Annotated in this window: 14 protein-coding genes and 2 pseudogenes; 7 read left to right on the top strand and 9 right to left on the bottom strand. The window is 61.4% G+C overall.

The window, feature by feature from the left end; genetic code table 11:
* Positions 1 to 21: 21 nt before the first annotated feature.
* From AC1DKV_RS26850 to AC1DKV_RS26840, 3 genes and pseudogenes are all read right to left on the bottom strand, one after another.
* The gene (locus tag AC1DKV_RS26850) at positions 22 to 1,317 is read right to left on the bottom strand and encodes a DUF3734 domain-containing protein (RefSeq protein WP_477138356.1); all 1,296 of its coding nucleotides are present in this window, start codon (positions 1,315 to 1,317) and stop codon (positions 22 to 24) included.
* A gap of 13 nt (positions 1,318 to 1,330) precedes the next feature.
* A pseudogene (locus tag AC1DKV_RS26845) lies at positions 1,331 to 2,111 on the bottom strand (3-hydroxybutyrate dehydrogenase).
* A 21-nt stretch (positions 2,112 to 2,132) separates the two neighbouring features.
* Positions 2,133 to 2,912 carry an acetoacetate decarboxylase gene (locus tag AC1DKV_RS26840; RefSeq protein WP_441619544.1) on the bottom strand — a complete coding sequence of 260 codons (780 nt, stop codon included), beginning with the start codon at positions 2,910 to 2,912 and terminating at the stop codon, positions 2,133 to 2,135.
* A 760-nt stretch (positions 2,913 to 3,672) separates the two neighbouring features.
* On the opposite strand from AC1DKV_RS26840, the gene AC1DKV_RS26835 reads away from it, so the two are divergent.
* Positions 3,673 to 4,431: a sulfite exporter TauE/SafE family protein gene (locus AC1DKV_RS26835; RefSeq protein WP_441619546.1), complete on the top strand. Its 759-nt coding sequence runs from the start codon at positions 3,673 to 3,675 to the stop codon at positions 4,429 to 4,431.
* A 584-nt stretch (positions 4,432 to 5,015) separates the two neighbouring features.
* Here AC1DKV_RS26835 and AC1DKV_RS26830 read toward each other — a convergent pair.
* A pseudogene (locus AC1DKV_RS26830) lies at positions 5,016 to 5,168 on the bottom strand (IS256 family transposase); the annotation flags it as partial.
* Positions 5,169 to 5,374: 206 nt separating this feature from the next.
* Here AC1DKV_RS26830 and AC1DKV_RS26825 point away from each other — a divergent pair.
* The 4 genes from AC1DKV_RS26825 to cobD all read left to right on the top strand — a co-directional run bounded on the left by AC1DKV_RS26825 (position 5,375) and on the right by cobD (position 9,706).
* Positions 5,375 to 6,334: a tripartite tricarboxylate transporter substrate-binding protein gene (locus AC1DKV_RS26825; protein WP_441619655.1), complete on the top strand. Its 960-nt coding sequence runs from the start codon at positions 5,375 to 5,377 to the stop codon at positions 6,332 to 6,334.
* 45 nt (positions 6,335 to 6,379) lie between these two features.
* Positions 6,380 to 7,012 carry an NIPSNAP family protein gene (locus AC1DKV_RS26820; RefSeq protein ID WP_441619547.1) on the top strand — a complete coding sequence of 211 codons (633 nt, stop codon included), beginning with the start codon at positions 6,380 to 6,382 and terminating at the stop codon, positions 7,010 to 7,012.
* 208 nt (positions 7,013 to 7,220) lie between these two features.
* Positions 7,221 to 8,501 carry an amidase gene (locus AC1DKV_RS26815; RefSeq protein WP_441649737.1) on the top strand — a complete coding sequence of 427 codons (1,281 nt, stop codon included), beginning with the start codon at positions 7,221 to 7,223 and terminating at the stop codon, positions 8,499 to 8,501.
* 128 nt (positions 8,502 to 8,629) lie between these two features.
* Positions 8,630 to 9,706 (top strand): threonine-phosphate decarboxylase CobD, encoded by a 1,077-nt coding sequence (gene cobD / locus AC1DKV_RS26810; protein ID WP_441619551.1) that lies wholly within the window; start codon positions 8,630 to 8,632, stop codon positions 9,704 to 9,706.
* 118 nt (positions 9,707 to 9,824) lie between these two features.
* Here cobD and AC1DKV_RS26805 read toward each other — a convergent pair whose 3' ends face one another.
* Positions 9,825 to 11,318 carry an NAD-dependent succinate-semialdehyde dehydrogenase gene (locus AC1DKV_RS26805; protein WP_441619553.1) on the bottom strand — a complete coding sequence of 498 codons (1,494 nt, stop codon included), beginning with the start codon at positions 11,316 to 11,318 and terminating at the stop codon, positions 9,825 to 9,827.
* 84 nt (positions 11,319 to 11,402) lie between these two features.
* Positions 11,403 to 12,758 carry an omega-aminotransferase AptA gene (gene aptA, locus AC1DKV_RS26800; protein WP_441619555.1) on the bottom strand — a complete coding sequence of 452 codons (1,356 nt, stop codon included), beginning with the start codon at positions 12,756 to 12,758 and terminating at the stop codon, positions 11,403 to 11,405.
* Between the two features lie 113 nt (positions 12,759 to 12,871).
* Between aptA and pdxR the strand changes: the two genes are divergently transcribed.
* Positions 12,872 to 14,326, top strand: coding sequence for a MocR-like pyridoxine biosynthesis transcription factor PdxR (gene pdxR, locus AC1DKV_RS26795; protein ID WP_441619557.1), 1,455 nt, complete (start codon positions 12,872 to 12,874; stop codon positions 14,324 to 14,326).
* Between the two features lie 105 nt (positions 14,327 to 14,431).
* Here the strand turns inward: pdxR and AC1DKV_RS26790 are convergent, their stop codons facing one another.
* A complete protein-coding gene (locus AC1DKV_RS26790; protein ID WP_441619559.1) occupies positions 14,432 to 15,475 on the bottom strand; it encodes a PDR/VanB family oxidoreductase in 1,044 nt (347 codons plus the stop codon).
* 256 nt (positions 15,476 to 15,731) lie between these two features.
* Between AC1DKV_RS26790 and AC1DKV_RS26785 the strand changes: the two genes are divergently transcribed.
* Positions 15,732 to 16,622: a LysR family transcriptional regulator gene (locus tag AC1DKV_RS26785; protein WP_441619561.1), complete on the top strand. Its 891-nt coding sequence runs from the start codon at positions 15,732 to 15,734 to the stop codon at positions 16,620 to 16,622.
* A gap of 159 nt (positions 16,623 to 16,781) precedes the next feature.
* Here the strand turns inward: AC1DKV_RS26785 and AC1DKV_RS26780 are convergent, their stop codons facing one another.
* Positions 16,782 to 18,104, bottom strand: a complete 1,323-nt coding sequence (locus AC1DKV_RS26780; RefSeq protein WP_441619563.1) for a (Fe-S)-binding protein — start codon at positions 18,102 to 18,104, stop codon at positions 16,782 to 16,784.
* Positions 18,105 to 18,481: 377 nt separating this feature from the next.
* Positions 18,482 to 19,435 (bottom strand): amidohydrolase (locus tag AC1DKV_RS26775; protein WP_477138355.1); only part of this gene is annotated, 954 nt, incomplete at its 5' end.

Raw genomic sequence — 19,435 nt, 5'->3', positions numbered from 1 at the left:
TCAGCCCCTGTGGCGCAGCGCTCAGGCGACCCGCGTCATGGGATCGTTGGCCTGCGCAGGGAGCTGGTCGATGGTAGTCATCCCGGGCGTGACCGGTTCCGTGTCGAGCGGACCGGAACCCGTCAGCGCCGGCGCGTCGACCCGATGCACGTCGTGCGTCACGAAGCCGACATCGTGGCTCGGAATCGCCAGGCACTCGGGATGGGCGAGCGTGTCACGGATGTCGTCCAGCCCGCTCGTCCAGTGCTCGCCCATCGTGTCGGCGCTGAACTCAAAGTCCTTGTAGTGGCCCTCGAAGAACTTGTTCCGATAGATCAGGTGCACGACGTTGACGGCGCTGCCATCGGCAATGCGCTGCGCCTCGCGCATCAGCGGATGCGTATCGCGAACGGACTTTGGCACATGCTCCAGCAATGCCTTGATCAGCCGCGCATGCTTCTGGCGGCCTTCCATGAACGCGGTAATGGCGCGCGTCCGGCTTGAGTACTGGATATCCTTGGTCCGCTCGGACACGTCGAGGAAGTTGCCCGGCAGCGCCCCGCTCGCGCTCCACAGGTCCACCTGGAAGATGAGCGTGTCCTTGTGCTGGGATTCGCGCACGATCTCGGTAAGCGGGGTGTTGGAGACGAGTCCGCCGTCCCAGTAGAACTCACCATCGATCTCGACGGCCGGGAAACCCGGCGGCAACGCGCCCGATGCCATGAAGTGCTCCGGCTCGAGGCGCATTTTCGTATTGTCGAAGTACACGAGGTTGCCGGTCCGTACATTGACGGCGCCCACGGAGACGCGCATTTCGCCATCGTTGATGCGATCGAAATCGGCGTATTTCAGCAGCGTCGCGCGCAATGCGCTGGTGTCATAGAAGCTCACCTGGCTCGGCCCGTCGCCATGGCCGCCGAAGCCATGGAGCGGTGAACGCGGCAGGAAGAAGCCCTGCTGGCCTTCCATCAGCGCGCGGCCGGCGGCCCACATGCTTGACCACTTGCGCGCGATGTCCGGGAAGCCGAATGTCGCGGGCAGCCAGGCTCCGGCCTTGCCAATGGCATCGGGCGTAAGGCTTATGGTCTGCCAGAATCCGCGTAGCGCTTCCACGCGATCCTCGCGGGCATTGCCGGCAATGATCGCCGTGTTCAAGGCGCCGATGGAAATGCCTGACACCCAGGTGGGATGGATGCCCGCCTGGGCCAGGCCGTCATAGACGCCAGCCTGATAGGAGCCAAGCGCGCCGCCGCCCTGAAGGACGAGGCCGACCTCGTCATAGGGCGGCAGCGCCAGCGGTTCGGCGGGATGAGACGTGTTGCGTTGACTGCGGCGCACTGGGTTCCTCCTCTTATTGCATGAACCAGCCATGGCTGACGACGATCGACTGGCCTGTCAGCGCGGCCGATTCGAAGCCGGCCAGGAACGACACCGTGCGGGCCACATCGGCCACAGTCGTGAACTCGCCATCGACCGTTTCCTTGAGCATGACATTGCTGACCACTTCGGCTTCGGAAATGCCCAGCGCCCTGGCTTGCTCGGGAATCTGCTTGTCGACCAGCGGCGTGCGGACAAAGCCGGGACAGACGACGTTGGCGCGAACCCCGCGCGGACCGCCTTCCTTGGCCACGACGCGCCAGGCCGAGAAGCCCGTGCTTGGCCGTGACGTAGGCCGACTTGAGCTTCGAGGCCTCGTGCGAGTGAACCGAACCCATGTAGATGATCGCCCCGCCCTTGCCCGACGCGTACATGTGCCGGATCGCCGCACGGGTGGTCAGGAACGCGCCGTCGAGATGGATGGCCAGCATCTTCTTCCAGTCCGCGAAGGCATAGTCCTCGATCGGATTGACGATCTGGACACCCGCGTTCGAGACCAGTACGTCCAGGCCGCCCAGCGTTGCCACGGTTTCATCGATGCCAGCATTGACGACGTCTTCGCTTGTGACATCCATCGCCACGGCAATCGCCTTGCCGCCGCCGGCGACGATCGACTCGGCCACCTGCCGTGCGGCCTGGATATTCAGGTCGGCGATGACGACTGTCGCGCCATCATTCGCCAACTGGCGCGCGCATTGCTCGCCGATACCACTGGCTGCGCCGGTAACAAGCGCGACTTTTCCTTGCAAAGACATGGTTGCTCCTTGTGCGGTGGGTTATTGGTTGACGACCAGCTTCGGCGCCTCGGCCGGCGCGAGGTAGTCGTAGGCGACTTCGCCGATATCGAGGGTGAGGTCGGCAATGAGATGCTTCGCGCCCACCACTCGGCGAACCGGCAGGTCGGCAACGGATGCCAGCGCATGCGCATGCAGCTCGAGCGCGCCGGGGCCTTGCCATGCGCCGTGCACCGTCACGTCGCGCAGGTGGAAGCGAACCAGTTCGCAGATGCGCGCCGAACCGTCGACGTGCGGGATGACCTTCAGCAGGTAGTTGGGGGTATCGGCGAGCGCCTTTTGCTCCGATGCCGGATCGAGTGGGCGGAACTTGAAGCCCATGGTGCCGGTGGCAACGCGCTGCGAGCCATAGTCGAGCGTCCCGAGCAACGTGTCGTGTCCGTCGATCGACAGGCGCGGCGAGCCCAGCTTCTTGGGAAACCCCCAGATCTCGCGGCCTCCGGCGATGGGGCCCTCGTCATCGAGATACATGGCGTGTGTGTAGCTGCCCTTGCGCCCCTGCGCGTCGACGACGGGGATTGCCTGGCCGCTTTCGGTGTAATTGCCGAAGCCGGACGAGTCCGGCATGCGGATGAACTCATAGTTCACCAGATTGCCGTCGGGCATCAGCGGTTCGGGCACCACCGCACGTAGCGCGTCCGGGTCGGTCTCATAGGAGACGATGAAGTACTCGCGCTGCAGGAAGCGGAATGGCGGACGCGGATATGACGGGTTGTGCACCGGCATGGCGAAGGCGTTGCGGCGGATATCTTCAATTTTCACTGTGCGTTCCCTTGTGCGATGAGAACCCTCCGATCGCCCAACGCGCCCTTCGGGGACGAGCGAAGCCAGCGTGTGAAAACACGCACATGGCCCGGACGACGCGTCGCGGATGGATTGGCCGGCCTGCCGGCCGGACATGGGCAGGTAGAGGTGGCGGACAACTGCCACGCAGTGGACGCATCCTAGGGTTTTTCCGGACGCAGTAACACCATAGCAACGGCAAATGTATGTTTCGTCCTTTGGAAGGAACGAACAGAGAGTCCAGGGGTCGTTGCTGTCGCCGCGCCGAAATGCACAACGGCGCATTGCAGCATGTGCCGAGATCGGCCTCGTTCTTCGCAGCGCCCAAACGGCGCTCCCGATTCTGGCAGCGCCGAATTGCTTATCAGACGCTTCGACTGCCCTTACGCGCCGTCAGTGTGCGGAGCGCGGGCTCCGTCACGGATCGGTTCGTGCCACTGTGGTAGCACGCTTGTGCCATCGAAAGATTGTATCCATGACAATAATTTGATTGTCATGCATGCGCAGACTACGATGAGCCCGACTACTCAGCCGATACCCTGGCGCCCAGGCAAACCGCTCCGTTCGCGTGACCGGTCCAAGCGCTCAGCATCCTGCTCTGGGCGTTGGGCGGAGTCGCAATGGAACTCGTGTCTGCAATGCATTGGTACCTCATACAAGCCACCGCACAGGCCGTGGGTGGCGGCGCTCTTCTGCATGGCCGCTCTGCCCGCTATTCGGGCGAAGGGAGATGGTCAACATGGAACTGAGCGCCACCACCATCCTCGTCACGTTCGCGGGTGACTTCCTGATCTGCTTCATGAAAGGCGCGTTCGGTGGCGGTTTTGCCATCGTCGGCATTCCACTGCTATCGCTCGTGATGGACCCGGTGACAGCGGGCGGCCTGCTTGCGCCCCTGTTCATCGCGATGGATCTGTATAGCCTGCGCTACTGGAAGCCATCCACGTGGTCCAAGGCCGACCTCCTTTTGCTTTTGCCCGGACTGGTGGTCGGCATCGGTATCGGCTACGTGCTGTTTCGCGTGCTGGATCACCGCGCTATCGCCATCGTGATGGCAGCGGTCACGCTGACTTTCGTCGGCCTGTGGTTTATGCGCGGCGGAGAAGTCGTGGTGCGGCCGCGCTCATCGCCCAAGGCCATAGGAGCCGGCTTCACGTCGGGCATTACCACCATGGTCGCGCACTCCGGCGGGCCGCCGCTGGCGATGTACCTGTTGCCGCTTGGCCTTAGCAAGCAGGTCTATGCCGGGACGACCAGTCTGTTCTTCACGGTAGGGAACATCATCAAGGCGGCGCCATGGCTGGCGCTGGCCAGGCCGGCGGGCGCCGTCTGGACTTTGATGGCGATTTGCCTCCTCGCCGTTCCCTCTGGCGTCTGGCTGGGCTGGCGCCTGCATGCCAAGCTGGACCAGCAGCAGATGTACAAGGCCTGCTACGGCTTGCTGGTGGTCACGGCCGTGAAGCTGCTGTGGGATGGCGCGTCGGGTTATCTGCACTGAAGGTGGGGAAGGGGTGCGAAGGAAGGCATGCGCTGGCGCTCGACAGCAGGCCCCCCCGAACGCGCTGGTGCGCACAGCGGCCGCATGAATGTCGAACCAAGGGGTGTCGCGGCGTGGTGCTCCCATCGACGCCCGCTTGTCCCATTCTTCATTCCGTCTACTGGCAGGTAGCGAGTCTGCACGCGAGCCAGATATCCAAAATGGCTGCCCTTCTGGACGGATCACCATCTGCGAAATAGCGGTTCATCGCCGATTTCAGGGGAAGGCTCGCCCGGATCAGGGAACATTCGGTTGAATCCTGACTTCATAGCCGGCTGTCGCCCTGGAAAATAGAAAGGTCTTTGCTTACGCTACTTTTCGCCACTCCAGAAGCCGGCGGCGAAGCACGCTTCGAAAGTCGGGTGTGAGCTTGCGGGAAGCACCAAAGTCTCTGCATTTTTCCGAGAACCTTGGCGACGTAATCGCCAACAGCACGGGAAGCGCCTGTCACGACGGCATTTCGCCGCGCAATCGTTCAAGTCTTTGCCGAAAGTTGCCGCCACGACCTCGCTGTCGACGCGCGGATCCAGCGGAGTCCGTCGCTAGCCCCATTCCCCTTGCCCGAAGGCCGCCAGTTCGGCCAGCGCAGCCTCCACGGTGGACGCGGTGTACACGGGCTTGCGATCCGCGACGACTGCCCGGCGCTCCTTCCAGCCGGCGTGCTCCAGGCTGATCAGATGCACGATGCAGGTCATGACATGCTCCTTGCCGACTTGTTATGCCCTAAACACAACATTTCTGACAGGCCTCATATTCCCGCACGGAATCAAATATCGAAGCGAATTCTCGGTATTCAGCAGAACAATATCAACAGGACGCCCCCCCATAGCGCTCTCCAGAGAGCCGCATTCTGCCCCGAAGACAAAGACATCAAGGAGACATCGTGAACCAGGTTGCACAAGTTCTGACGGCAATAGTAGTTGGAGTCATTGGACTGTCGGGTAATGCACAGGCGAAGGAGTATCCGGGCGATCGGCCCATAACGGTGGTTGTTCCGTTTGCGGCCGGCGGTCCTACCGACAAGGTCGCGCGTGAAGTATCGGTCGTGATGTCCAAGTACTTGAAGACCTCGATGGTTGTCGAGAATCTCGGCGGTGCCGGTGGCACGATTGGCGCGAGGAAGGTGGCTCAATCGCCAGCCGACGGCTACACCGTTCTTGTCTACCACATCGGCATGGCCACCGCTCCGGCGCTGTACCGAAAGCTCGGCTTTGATCCGCTCAGGGACTTCGAGATGTTGGGTGAAATTGCCGACGTACCGATGGTCTTGGTTGGCACCAGGAACTTACCTCCGGCAAACCTCAAGGATCTACTCGGGTACATCAATGCCAACGCAGCCAACCTTTCACTCGCCAACGCGGGAGTTGGATCGGCGTCTCATCTCTGCGGTCTTCTCCTCCAGGACTCCATTCATACGACCCTCACAACTGTCCCATACAAGGGCTCCGCGCCGGCGTTGAGCGACCTCATGGGCGGCCAGGTCAGCCTGATGTGCGACCAAACCACCAGCCTCGCAGGCCTGCTCCAAGCGAACTCCCTTAAGCCTTACGCAGCTATGCAGAGTCGTCGTGTCGAGGCTTTCAAGAACATTCCAACTTCGGCCGAGCAAGGCCTGATCATGGACGTGAGGAACTGGCACGGAATGTATGCTCCGAAGGGGACGCCCAAGCCAGTTATCGACAAGCTCGTGTCTGCGCTTCAGAGCGCCGTCTCCGACCCCGACTTTCGCGCCAGGATGAACGCTCTCGGTGCAGAAGCGGTTAGCGCGCGTCGCGCCTCTCCGGAATCCTTGCGAGCCGTCCTGACATCAGAAATTGGCAAATGGGGACCGGTGATCAAGAAGGCAGGGATATACGCGGACTGAAGAAAACGCTTTCCCCATCGAGCCGGAACCGACCAAGGAGGCCAAATGCTATACGAACTCGCAACACTCAACTTCAATCTCCAGGACACCCAAGCGGTCATCCGCGGTGCAGAAGCCTATGTCAATGCCGCTTGCGTGGCTGGGCGCCTACTCGGCGCATGGACTACCGATGTAGGCGCTCTTGGTCGAATGCTTATCCTGCGCGAGTTCGAATCCGCCGAGATGCTCGCCGCCGAACGCGAGAGAACGCTGTTCCATCCGGGCCCATTCAGCCTGTCTGCAAGCGGAGAAAGCGAGCGCGCCGTCATCACTTCCTTCGAGACGGATAGCTACAAGGCACTGCCTTTCCTCCCACCGATAACGCCGGGCACCTATGGTTCGATCTATGAGATCCGCACCTACCGCCTCAAGCCGGGCGGGTTGCCTCCGACGATAACAGCCTGGGAGGCTGCAGTACCCGATCGCGTCAAGCTCTCTGCGCTGGTGATCAATATGTACGCATTGGACGGCGCTCCTCGCATCACGCATATCTGGCCCTATGCCAATGCCAGTGAGCGCTTTGAAATCCGCGCCGAAGCAGCTCGCGCGAAGATCTGGCCGCCAAAGGGAGCGCCGGCTCACCTCATCGACGCCAACTCACTTCTTTGCGTCCCTGCACCATTCTCGCCGCTTGCATAGCTGCACACGCGCGGCAGACTCCGGGATGAGGGACGACGCGTCCGGCGCCCGCAGAACGATGACGAACCGCTAGTGCCTGAGCGGCGATAGCTTGAGTCGTCGCCAGGGCCCTATTCCGCATCGGAATCGATTCGGGCCACAGATTCCGCAACCCGTCGCCAAAATATCAGCAAGACGCTTGCACAAACCGAGAAGCGTGAAGGATGCCATGAACTTCAATCATCACATTTCAGGCCAATACAGCGACGACCACTCCACGTCGATAAAACGGTCTCCCACACAATCGCCGCGAGATGATGTCGGAGCCTTCGTGCCAGGCAAGGCTGTCGAATGGCAGCCAACAGGCTCCGGACACCTTGACGGGCTCACTTGCGGCATCAAGGACGTCTTCGATATCGCCGGGTGTCCCACCGGTTACGGCAATCCGCAATGGGAGGAGACGCATGCGTTGCCTGCCGCAGACGCCTTCGCCGTGTCGAAGCTTCGTGAGAATGGTGCCCGCATTGTCGGGAAGACCGTGACCGATGAGCTTGCCTTCAGCCTGGCCGGCAACAACTTTCACTATGGGTCTCCGATAAACACCGCCGCGCCTGACCGGCTCACCGGAGGATCCTCCTGCGGATCCGCAGCAGCCGTTGCAGCCGGCTTGTGCGATATCGGCCTGGGTACCGACACGGCCGGCTCGATTCGTGCACCAGCGAGCTTTTGCGGTGTCTTTGGCATCAGGACGACACATGGCGTGATTCCCTCCGATGGCGTGCGTGCTCTCGCGCCTTCGTTTGACGCTGTCGGCTGGTTGACACGCGATGCCCGGACACTTGCTGCGGCAGGACGCGCTCTGCTCCCTGACGCGATGCGGCCGGAAGCGTTCACGGGCTGGATGTCATTCGACGGCGCCTGGTCGGTCCTGCCCGAAGCAACCCAGCGAGCGGCAGCATCCGTATTGAGCACATGGCATCCGTGCCTGGAAGACCGTCGCTCCCTTCACACGGCAATCCCTGAGCTCGACGAGTTCGTCAACGCCTTCCGTACGGTGCAGTTCTATGAAGTCTGGAAGGAACTCGGTCCTTGGGTTGCGCGAGCGCAACCCGCGCTTGGGCCGGACATCGCCGAAAGAATCATGCTGGCGAGCAAGGTAACGCGAGATGAGTATCTCGCGGCAAGCGTGGTACGCGACCGCATCCGTGCACAGTTCCATGCCACACTGGAGCAAGGACAAGTGATCGTCATGCCCACGGTTTCCGGCCCCGCCCCCTTGCGCGCCTCGACAGTGGCCGAGCTCAACAGCCAGAGGCTTTCGGATCTGCGCTTCCTCAGTATCGCCCCGCTGGTGGGATTGCCACAGATTTCCCTGCCACTACTTACCGCCAACGGTGCCCCACTTGGCCTGTCCATCATCGGTGCGGCTGGGTCAGACAAGTCCCTTCTGGCTCTTGTCGAGAAGCTCGAAGCACAGAGCTTGCTGACCCGGCCGACCCGGCCGACCTGAGCGACATGCTTCCTCGCGCCAGTGACACCCGCGGGGAAAAGCCGCTTGAACGCAGCAGGTGGCAGGCCTTCCCGCCCACCCGAGCAAGACCGGCCGCCGAGGACGAGGCCAACCCAGGAGAAACGCTCATGACCAACCTTGTCGATACTGAATTTCCAGCCCCGATTCCCCACGGGGGAGATCTTCGCGCGGTCGTTCGCCGTTACGGCATTCCGCGTGAAAAATGGATAGATCTGTCGACCGGTATCAATCCCGTCGGCTACCCGGTGCCGCCCATCGATGCAGACGCGTGGCTGCGCTTGCCCGACGATCACGACGACCTCGAAGAGGTAGCGGCACAACACTACCGCGCGACACGTGCATTGGTGATGCCCGGGTCCCAGGCGGCGATCCGCATGCTACCCAAGATTCTGCCAAAGGGGCGTATCGGGGTCGGTTACCTCGCGTACGGGGAGTATGAACGGGCGTTCTCGGCTGACGGGTTTCCTCTCGAGTACTTTGTGACAGCGGAGGTCTCCGACGTGCGCGATCGCGCGGGCTTTCTTCTCGAACCTGGCCGCACCCTCCCCGCGGATCTGCAATATCTGGTGGTCGTCAACCCGAACAACCCCGGGGCCGAGCTCTTCACGCCCGACGCGCTGCTCGCGTGGCACAGCGAGCTTGCCGCACGCGGTGGCGCACTGATCGTCGACGAGGCGTTTATCGATGCAACGCCCGAATTCAGCGTAGCCTCGCACGCGAACGTCGACAGCCTGATCGTGCTGCGCTCCGTCGGCAAGTTCTTTGGCCTGGCAGGCGCCCGAGTGGGCACCGTCATCACTGGCGAGCGCGTCCATCGTGCCATGGAGTACCTGCGCGGACAGTGGACGATTTCCGGACCCGCCCGTGTCGTCACACGAGCAGCACTCCTGGATGGCGCCTGGCATAGACAAGCGTGTTCCCGTCTCACCGAGAGCAGCGCACGCTTCGTAAAGTTGCTGGGTGAGTACGGCCTCGACGCCTCCCGCACCCACACGCCGCTTTTTGCGTGGACACGTACGCCGGCTGCGGAAGTCTGGCAGGATTGCCTGGCACGCCACGGCATTTGGACACGACGCTTCGAAAACGTGCCGGGATTGCGCATGTCCCTGCCGCCTGATGAGCACGCATGGATGCGCATCGAGCAAGCGTTGCGTGATGCGCGCCACATCGTAGGCGGCAAGTAAAGCCACGACAGCGAAACGGCCCGAGCTTCCGAAGAAGTTCGGGCCGTTCATCATTGGCGTGCTGACCTGATCTCCGGATGCCATGCCCATCGGCAAGGCGCCCGACCTGGATAGCGGGTCAGATAGACGTACACACGTACTTCACCTCCACGAACTCATCGAGGCCATACTTCGACCCTTCCCGGCCGACACCGGATTCCTTGACTCCTCCGAATGGTGCGACGGCATTCGTAACGGCGGCTTCGTTCACGCCCACGACACCAACCTCCAAGGCCTCGGTGACGCGCCAGGAGCGCCCGAGATCGCGCGTGAAAACGTAGGCTGCCAGCCCATAAGGCGTCGCATTCGCCATGGCAATGACTTCGTCCTCTGTATGGAAGCGGAAAAGCGGGGCCACCGGGCCAAAGGTTTCTTCGTCTGCCAACGCCATGGAGGGGGTCGCATCGACAATAACCGTCGGCTCGTAGAAGGTACCACCGAGCCCATGCGGCTTTCCGCCGAGGACCACACGAGCGCCTTTTCCGACGGCATCGGTCACGTGCCGGTGGACCTTCTCCTTCGCTGCCGGGTTGATCAACGGGCCTTGTGTAACCCCCTCCTCCAGTCCATTACCCACCTTCAAGGCCGTCACCTGTTCGACCAGGCGACGCGAGAACTCGTCATACACGCGATCATGAACAAAGATGCGATTCGCGCAGATGCACGTCTGTCCGGTGTTCCGGTACTTGGATGCCATCACGCCACGAATGGCTACGTCGAGGTCGGCATCATCGAAAACGATAAGCGGCGCATTACCGCCAAGCTCGAGCGAGACGCGCTTGATCGTGTGTCCCGCCTGGCTTGCCAGCAGCTTGCCCACACGGGTGGATCCGGTAAAGCTGATCTTCCGTACACGTGTGCTACCGGTCAGTTCGGATCCGATGACCGCGGCGTCGCCAGTGATGACATTCACCACGCCCGCAGGAAAGCCGGCCTCCTCCGCAAGGCGTGCCAGCGCAAGCGCCGACAAGGGTGTCAGCTCGGACGGCTTGAGGACGATCGTACATCCTGCCGCCAGCGCCGGTGCGCATTTCCGCGTAATCATCGACACCGGAAAGTTCCACGGCGTAATCGCCGCCACCACGCCGATAGCCTGTTTGAGTACGGTGAGACGCGAACTCTGGATCGGCGCGGGAATCACGTCGCCATACACGCGCTTGGCCTCCTCGGCAAACCACTCGACAAACGACGCGCCATACTCGATCTCCATCCGGCTCTCGCCGATTGGCTTACCTTGTTCGGCGGTGATGATCCGGGCAAGGTCTTCCTTGTTTGCCAGGATCAGATCGAACCATCGCCTGAGAAGCCAGCTGCGATAAGCTGCCGTCTGCTTCTTCCATTGGTCGAACGCCCGATCGGCGGCGGCAATCGCCTGCCGCGTCTCCGCCACACCGCACCACGGAACCGTGCCGAGTTCCGCATTGTTGGCGGGATTCGTTACCGCCGCAGTCGCGCCATCCTGCGCACCCACCCATCGTCCATCGACGTAACAGGCGTTCCGCAGCAAATCCCCGTTTGCGATCTCGAGTCCGAAGTCCGCACCTGCATGAATCTCTTGTGTAACAGTAGCCATATCAACTCCCAAATGTATCCACTCATCCCTGTCCTTGCAGAACGCATCGACTGGATGTACTCCGTCTCGTTCATGGATCAGGCGCTAGCTGCTCTGCGCCTGCGTTGCGTTCTCCCGGATGACTTCCCGCATGGTTTCGATCATCTGGGTGAGTTCACTTTCCGTGGAGAAGAACGGCGGGGAGATCGACGCGATGTCACCAGTCCAGCGCGTATAGAACCCGCGATCGAGCAATCGCTCGGTGATCTGATACCCGCGCAACGTCGGTCGACCGTCGATCGGCGTGAACTCGACTGCGCCAGCCAGGCCGATGTTCCGGACGTCGATCACATTCGGCTCGCCCTTCAATGAATGGAGCGCATCCTCGAAGAGCTTTTCGCGCGCCCGGACCTGCGCAGGCACGTCTTCCTCGTCGAAGACATCCAGCGCGGCCAGCGCCGCGGCTACCGGCACAGGATGCGCCGAGTACGTATAGCCATGGAAGATCGTGTTCACGTGTTCGGGCGTCGTCATGAACGTATTGAAGATTTCGTCGGTCATGATCACGCCACCCAGCGGCTGCGTCCCATTGGTCACCGTCTTTGCAAAGGTGATCATGTCGGGCTTCACGTTGAAGCGCTGCGCAGCAAAGTTCTCCCCCATTCGTCCAAAGCCGCAGATCACTTCGTCGAAGATGAGGAGGATTCCGTGCCTGGTGCAGATCCGGCGCAATTCCTCGAGATAGCCCACAGGCGGGACGAGTACGCCGGTCGATCCTGCCATCGGCTCCACGATGACGGCGGCGATGGTCGATGCGTCGTGCAATGCGACCAAGCGCTCCAGTTCCCGGGCGAGATGCGCGCCCCAGGCCGGCTGCCCTCTGGAGAACGCCATGTCGTTCAAGCTGTGGGTATGGGGAAGATGATCGACACCCGGCATCATCATCGTCGCGAACATCTTGCGGTTCGGAACCATCCCGCCCACGGAGATGCCCCCCATCCCGACACCGTGATAGCCGCGCTCGCGGCCGATGAAGCGGAAGCGCGCCGCGTCGCCGTTAATGCGGTGATAACCCATGGCGATCTTCAGCGCAGTGTCCACGGCGTCCGATCCGCCCGTCGTGAAGAAGACGTGATTCATCCCTGCCGGCGCCAGTCTGGCAATGCGATCGGCGAGCCGGAACGCGGATGGGTGGGACATGTTGAACGCGGCAACGTAATCCAATTGCCGCATCTGCTGGCTCACTGCCTCGGCGATCCTGGGATGGCAGTGCCCCATGCCCGTACACCACAGGCCCGAGAACCCATCGAATATGCGCTCGCCTTGCGGCCCGTAAATATAGCTACCTTCGGCTTTGACAATGAGGCGGGGACGACGCTTGAATTGCTTGTTCGGCGTGAACCCCATGAAGTACGACTCCAGATTCAATGCGTTCTGCTGGTTGGTGTCAGACTCAGCCACGAGTACTCCTTTTATGCTGGTTTCTCAGTAATTCCGAGCGGTCTTGAGCCTTTACAATACGCGCACCCGACGCTACCCTGTGAGACCAACTCGATCAGATTGATAGGGCCAATATGGCCGATTCTCTGCTTTCCGATCTACTGAACAGCACGTTGCGCCGAGACGACGACGTGCCACTGCAGCGGCAGATTTCTAACCTCATTCGCGACGCCATCCTGGACGGCACTTTGAGAGCATCCGCACGGATGCCCGCGTCGCGCGCGCTTGCGTCTGCGCTAGGGGTGGCGCGTGTAACCGTCGTCAATGCATATGGAAATTTGCTGGACGATGGCTATCTCTGCGCCGGCTCAACCAACGGCACCTTTGTCTCGGACAAGTTGCCGCTCTGCGAGCGACCCTTCGTAAAGAATTCCGACGCCCGTCCGCTTTCACGCAGGGGGATGCAGATCGTGCAAGCGCCCACCGGGATACAGGAATTCAAAGGTGCCTTCGTTCAGGGGGTGTGCGACGTCAACTACTTTCCGGTTCGGACATGGCGAGCGATTCAGAATCGCTATCTCGGTGAGCAGCATGCTGACCTGATGGGATACTCGAGCCCGGGAGGCTACCTGCCCCTGCGCCGTGCCCTGGCGGAGTACCTGCGCGTGTCGCGGGCCGTTCGTGCTTCGCCTGAGCAGATCATCGTGACGATGGGTGTCAACCAGTCCATCGATCTGTGTTCGCGGATATTGGCGGATGAAGGACAGCTCGCCTATGTCGAGAATCCGTGCCATTGGGCGGCACCCATCGTATTGAAGGCCAACGGGCTTGAGGTCAAGGCTGTCGATGTCGATCGGGAAGGCATGCTGGTCGACCAGTGCGAAGGACACCCGAGATTGATCGTCACAACACCATCACATCAGTTTCCGATGGGCGTCACCCTGTCTGACGCGCGACGCCGAACTTTGCTGGCGCGGGCCGAGGAGTGGGACGCGTTCATTCTCGAGGATGACTACGACAGCGAGTTCAGATACGACCAGAGCCCGTTGCCCTCGCTGCAAGGTGTCGATACCAGCGATCGTGTCATTCTGATGGGCACGTTCAGCAAGGTGATGTACCCGGGGATGCGCCTGAGCTACATCGTTGTCCCAACGGATCTCGTCGACGGCTTTGCAGCCGCATCCCTGCGCCTGTATCGGCCAGGCTACCTTTCGCTGCAAGCTGCCCTGGCGGATTTCATCGTCGACGGACACTTTGCAAAGCATATTCGACGCATGCGTGAGATCTACGGCGCGCGTCAGGACGAACTGCTGCGATGCCTCGACCAGCATTTCGGCGCGGAGATGGAAACCTCGCGCAATGCCGCAGGCCTGCACCTGACCGTCAGGATCAACGGCCTGGCCGATTTCGAGGCTGCCGTCTCCCGCTCGCGTGCGGAGGGAATCTATCTTCGGCGCCTGAATACCTACAATCAGAATGCCACGCCGTTTCGCGATGGTTTCGTGCTGGGCTATGGCGCCATCGAAGTCGAGGCGATCCGCGCATCTGCCGACGCCTTCGCTCGCGTAGTCAATGAACTGCGCAGATGATTGTTCCGCACTGGCGGCCGACATGGCCACGGCACGGATGATGGACGGCACAGTCAAGCAACGTGCCATCTCGCGCCGCGGCAGCGAGCCCTCCTTATCTCATCCTCAGAGATCAAGCACCATGTGATCGGACTTGCAGCGCGAGACACACACCATCATCACGCTGTTCGATGCCTTCTGCGATTTGCTGAGAATGCTGTCCCGGTGATCGGCCTCCCCAGCGAGGATGCGCGTCTCACAGGAACCACACACACCCTCTTCGCAGCTATACAGGACGTCCACGTCTGCCTCCAGCAGACAGCTGAGCAACGGTTTTTCCTTGGGGACATGCAGGGTGCGGCCGCTCTTGGCGAGTTCGACCACGCACTGCCCGCTGGGGACAGCCTGCCCGGAATCGACCGTGGCGGCCCTGAAGCGCTCGACGTGAACATTGGGGAAGCCCAACGCCTCGCATGCTGCCTCGAACGCGTCGAGCATCCCCGAAGGGCCGCAACAGTAGAAGTGATCGTTGGGCGTGAAGGCCCGCAGATAGTCTTCAAGACTTGCCGTCGCACCAGACTCCTCCGAGAAGTGAAGCTGCATTGCAAGCCTGTCGCCGACCATTTTCTCCAGGTCACGCAGAAACGGCGCCTCGCGGCGGTTACGCGCACAGTACAGAAGATGCGCCGCCCGATCGAGACTATCGAGACGACGCATCATGGAGAGGAGCGGAGTTATCCCGATGCCGCCAGATACGAATACGGATCTCGGCGCATCTTCGACCAGCGCGAAGTTATTGCGCGGCTTCGAGATGGGAAGCACATCGCCGGCCCGCAACTCGCTGTGCACCCAGCTCGATCCGCCACGGCTGGATCGGTCACGCAACACACCGATCCGATAGCGACCGACATCCTCCTGCGAATTGTGCAGGGAGTAGCTACGAACGAGGCCATTTGGCAGGTGCAGATCGATGTGAGCGCCGGCGGCGAACGCGGGGAAACTGATGTCGGGCAGCGCAGGATGCAGTTCAATGCTGATGACGCCATCCGCAACAGCGACCACGCTATGCACGAGCGCATGCAGGGCATCCGCGGCAGCGTGCGTGGAAGGATGGGCGACCTTCTGCGCCACATGTGCGGTCGCCGGGGAAGCGGGTGTTTGCGTCATCATGGGTAGTCTCCACAAATTCGATGAGATGCTTGGCAGGCGACGCTGGGTCGATCAGGTTCGCAGGATTCGTCAAGTGAACCGACGCCGCAGGTGGCCGAGAGTGACACCCCGATTTTCGTCCAGCGAGCGAGGAATGCGGAGCACGATTTGATTCCATACCGGAATCTGGCCTTGCGCACCCCGTTGTGGCTTCCACCCCCGTTTGAATTCCGTTACATTCGGCCTGGGCACCACGCGAGCAGCATACGGAGGCAAGATGAGAATCGAGGATCTACGTGTATTTTCGGTACTGGCTGAGGCTCGCAGCCTGCATCGCGCTGCGCAGAAACTGGGCCTGACGCAATCGACCGTCACAAAGATCTTGCAGCGACTGGAGGCCGAATTCGAAGTCCGGCTCGTCGATCGAGGTGGAAGAGGTGTTGAACTGACGTACGCAGGACGCGTCCTGTTAGAGCGCATTGCGGATGTGAGAGAGTCCGTCGCGCAGACCTACGCCGAAATGTCCGCTGTCAAGTCTGCGTCTGCGGGGCGGATCCGTCTCGGCGTCGTGCCTGCACTCCTGGAATCCGCACTTCTGCCGATGGTGGCACGCTATACAAAGCGCGAAAAGGAAATATCCTTTGCGCTCTCCGTGCAGGTGTCGACACTGCTTTTCGAAGAGTTGAAAGATGGCCAGCTGGATCTTGCGCTTTGCTTCATGCCGGAGGCCATACCCGACGAACTCCAGTCCGATGACTTTGGCCGTCAGCGGTACGTTATCGCTGCCAGGCGTGGCCACCCCTTGGCATCTGCATCGGTGGAGCCGGCACTGCTCAAGTCCGCGCAGTGGTTACTGCCACTCCCTGGTCACGGCATGCGCCAACTCGTCAGCAAATTCTTTCAGGAGCACGGGCTCGGCGCGCCACAGGTCGTCATCGAGACCGACGCATCAACCGCACTCCTCCCGTCATTGCTACGCGACAGCGATCTGATCACGATCCTGACGGATCAAATGCTCCAGACCCATGCTGGAAGAGATCTCGTTGCGCTCCCCTACGAGACAGCGTTCGAGACCCGCATGCAGCTTTTCTACCGCAGGAAAGCCTATATGTCGCCAGCGGTACAGAAGTTCCGCACCGCCCTGCATTCGGCCATGAAGCCAGCATGAGGATGTCGGGCTCGGCGCCGGGGCGGGGCCCGCGTCCTTCGTTCGTGCCGCAGCCCTGGCATTTTGAGCTTGGCTCATACGCGACCGGAGCAAGGGTCGCGGCATTCTGCCGCAACTCTACTCAAGCACGAAGATCGCCAAAGCTGACTTGAATAACGCCTATTCTCCCGGCGCGAACGCAGCGAGTCCGCCTCGATACTCCGCCATGGAGAATACGTCAGGCAAGACGGCGGCCAACTCGTCCGGATCCATTTCGATCCCGTTCGCCTCAAGCAGCGGCGCAGCTTCGTCCACCATCGTACGCCAGTCGTCACGGCCACGAAATTGTTCCAGCATGTCCGCATAGGGCTCATGTCCGAGCGCACGGACAAGCAGGTCGGTGAAACTCACTACCTTGAATCCGTGCACCTTGCCATCGGAGGCCAGGCTGCGGTGGCAGGCATGGTATAGCGAGACAACGGCATCCATGTCGCCGCGCTTGTAATGGTCGACCGTCCTAGTGCGCTCCTGTTGCTTCAGTCCTGGGCAACGGTCAGAGCCGGAATTGCCGCACATATAACCCTGCTCTTCCACTTCATCGACGATCGTGAGTCCGGGGATGGCCTGCAAGAGCTCTTTGACGTCCTGGCTAACCTGCAGCAGGCCTCGATGGGTATGCAGGAGCACGCGCATATTGACGGGCGTGGTAAAGAGCGCGCGCAACTGGTCCTTCCTCTCGATCAGGTACTTTGTGATGTGATCGATATCGAACTTGACCTCGCGGTACCCTTCAATGGTTTGCGTGAAATGAATCTGGCAGGACGGGCACCAGTTCAGGACGCGTTCCGGCTTGAAATCACCGAATTTCTGGAGCGTCTGCTCGCTCACCCTGCCGCCTTTTGGCAAATCCCCTTCCCACTTGCTGTGGACGATCCCGCAGCATGACGCGGGGCCGCCCATTACTTCGTAATTGACGCTAAGGGCGTCAAGCACGCACATTGCATTGAATAGCACATGCGGCGTTCGAATCGCATTACAACCCGTATAGAACACGACGTCGACGGGCCGGGGCTTCTTTGGCCTCAGCAGGCGGGCGGCGTCAGCCGGCACCATCTGCATGGAAACCATGATGCGAATCGCGCGGGAGAGCTTGTGAAAGAGGTGTGGCGTAGGACTTGTGCGTCGCGCAATCTCGGCATTGGCGAGGGCTAGCATGCGGCGTGGGTTGATGCCTTCCGGGCACGCCGGAATACAATCCCCGCACCCATTGCATTGCTTTGCCCACGCGTACGAGGCTTTCGAGATCGTAGCGTCCGGCTCGCCGACAAAATCAAACACGCCTTTCACTACGGCCTTCGGGTCTTCCCCCGCGGCATCGGCAAACGGCACGACCGGGCAGACTTCCACGCACTTCCCGCATCGAGTGCAAGCATCTTGCAGATCCTGCCACGACCGGGCCACGTAGCTGCTCAAAATCTGGGGACTGTGGGTGTTGTTTTCCATGGGGATCCTTGAGGCACCGCTCTCCCGCCCAATGTCGGGCGCTTGAGAACCATTGTGGCGATCCGCCCGCGAAAAGTTGGCTTCAGTTGATTCCTTTCTGGAATAGCGTGCCGCAATTTCGCCCCAATTCCTCAAGATTTGCGGCTCTTCTCCAGGCAGCGTAATGTTCCCGGAATCTCAAGGCGACTTCGCACGCCTGCATCTCGATGGGCGAACCTCGAGCGCGCGGCCGCGGCCCGTCAGACGAGTGAGGAGCCGGGCCGCGCCGCCGCCAGGAACCAATCCGAACGCGGCTTCCATCTGGCTGAACGGCGCGGATTCCTGCGCGGCAAAGTGCATGTCGCGCGTCGGCACCGACTCGCTGCCCGCCCGGGCGCTCAGCGTTGCGCCATCAGCATGTAGTCCACCGTCAGGTTGGACAGCGCGCGCACGCCGCTGACCAGGGCCGGCTCATCCACATAGAACTCGGGCGAGTGGTTGGCGGCCGCCTTGCTCACATCCTGGCCCTTGGGCGTCACGCCGAGGTAGAAGAACAGCCCCGGCACCTTCTCCTGGTAGAACGAGAAGTCCTCCGATTCGCTCCGTTTGGGCGCGATCATCCAGTTACCTTCGCCGGCCACCCGCTGCAGCGTGGGCGCCATCTTCTCAGTGAGGGCCGGCTGGTTGATGGTGGCGTTGTACAGCTCCACCACGCGGAAGCTGGCCTCGGCGCCAGCGCTGGTTGCCATGGCCTCGGTGGTGCGCTTCATGCGGGCATGGATGTCTTTCTTCATGCCTTCGTCATAGGTGCGGATGGTGCCCATCATCTCGACCCTCTCCGGCACAATATTCATGCGGTTGCCGCCGTGGATGGTGCCCACGGTAATCACCGACGGTTCCAGCATGGCATCGACCTGCCGGCTCTGGATGGTCTGCAGGCCCATCACGATCTGCGAAGCCACTACGATCGGGTCGATCCCGCCCCACGGACGCCCACCGTGGGTCTGGCGGCCCTTGACGTCGATCCAGAACTGGTCGGCCGCCGCCATCGACGGGCCGCTGCGCCAGCCGAGCTTGCCGGATTCCATGCCGCTGGTAACGTGCAGGCCGAAGATGGCATCGACTTTCGGGTTGTCCAGCACGCCTTCGGACACCATCTGCTTGGCGCCCCACATATTGCTGCCGTTGGGCTCGAAATCCGCCGGGCTTTCCTCGGCTGGCTGGAAGATGAACTTGACCGTGCCCGGCAACTGGTCCTTCATGCCGGCCAGCACCTCGGCCGTCGCCATCAGTATCGCCACGTGGGTGTCATGCCCGCATGCGTGCATGACGTCCACTTCCTTGCCGAGGTA

This window comes from Cupriavidus sp. 05T41 (genome assembly GCF_056396525.1).
Note: the sequence above shows the minus strand (reverse complement) of the source record. Positions and strands in the feature narration are given on the sequence as shown.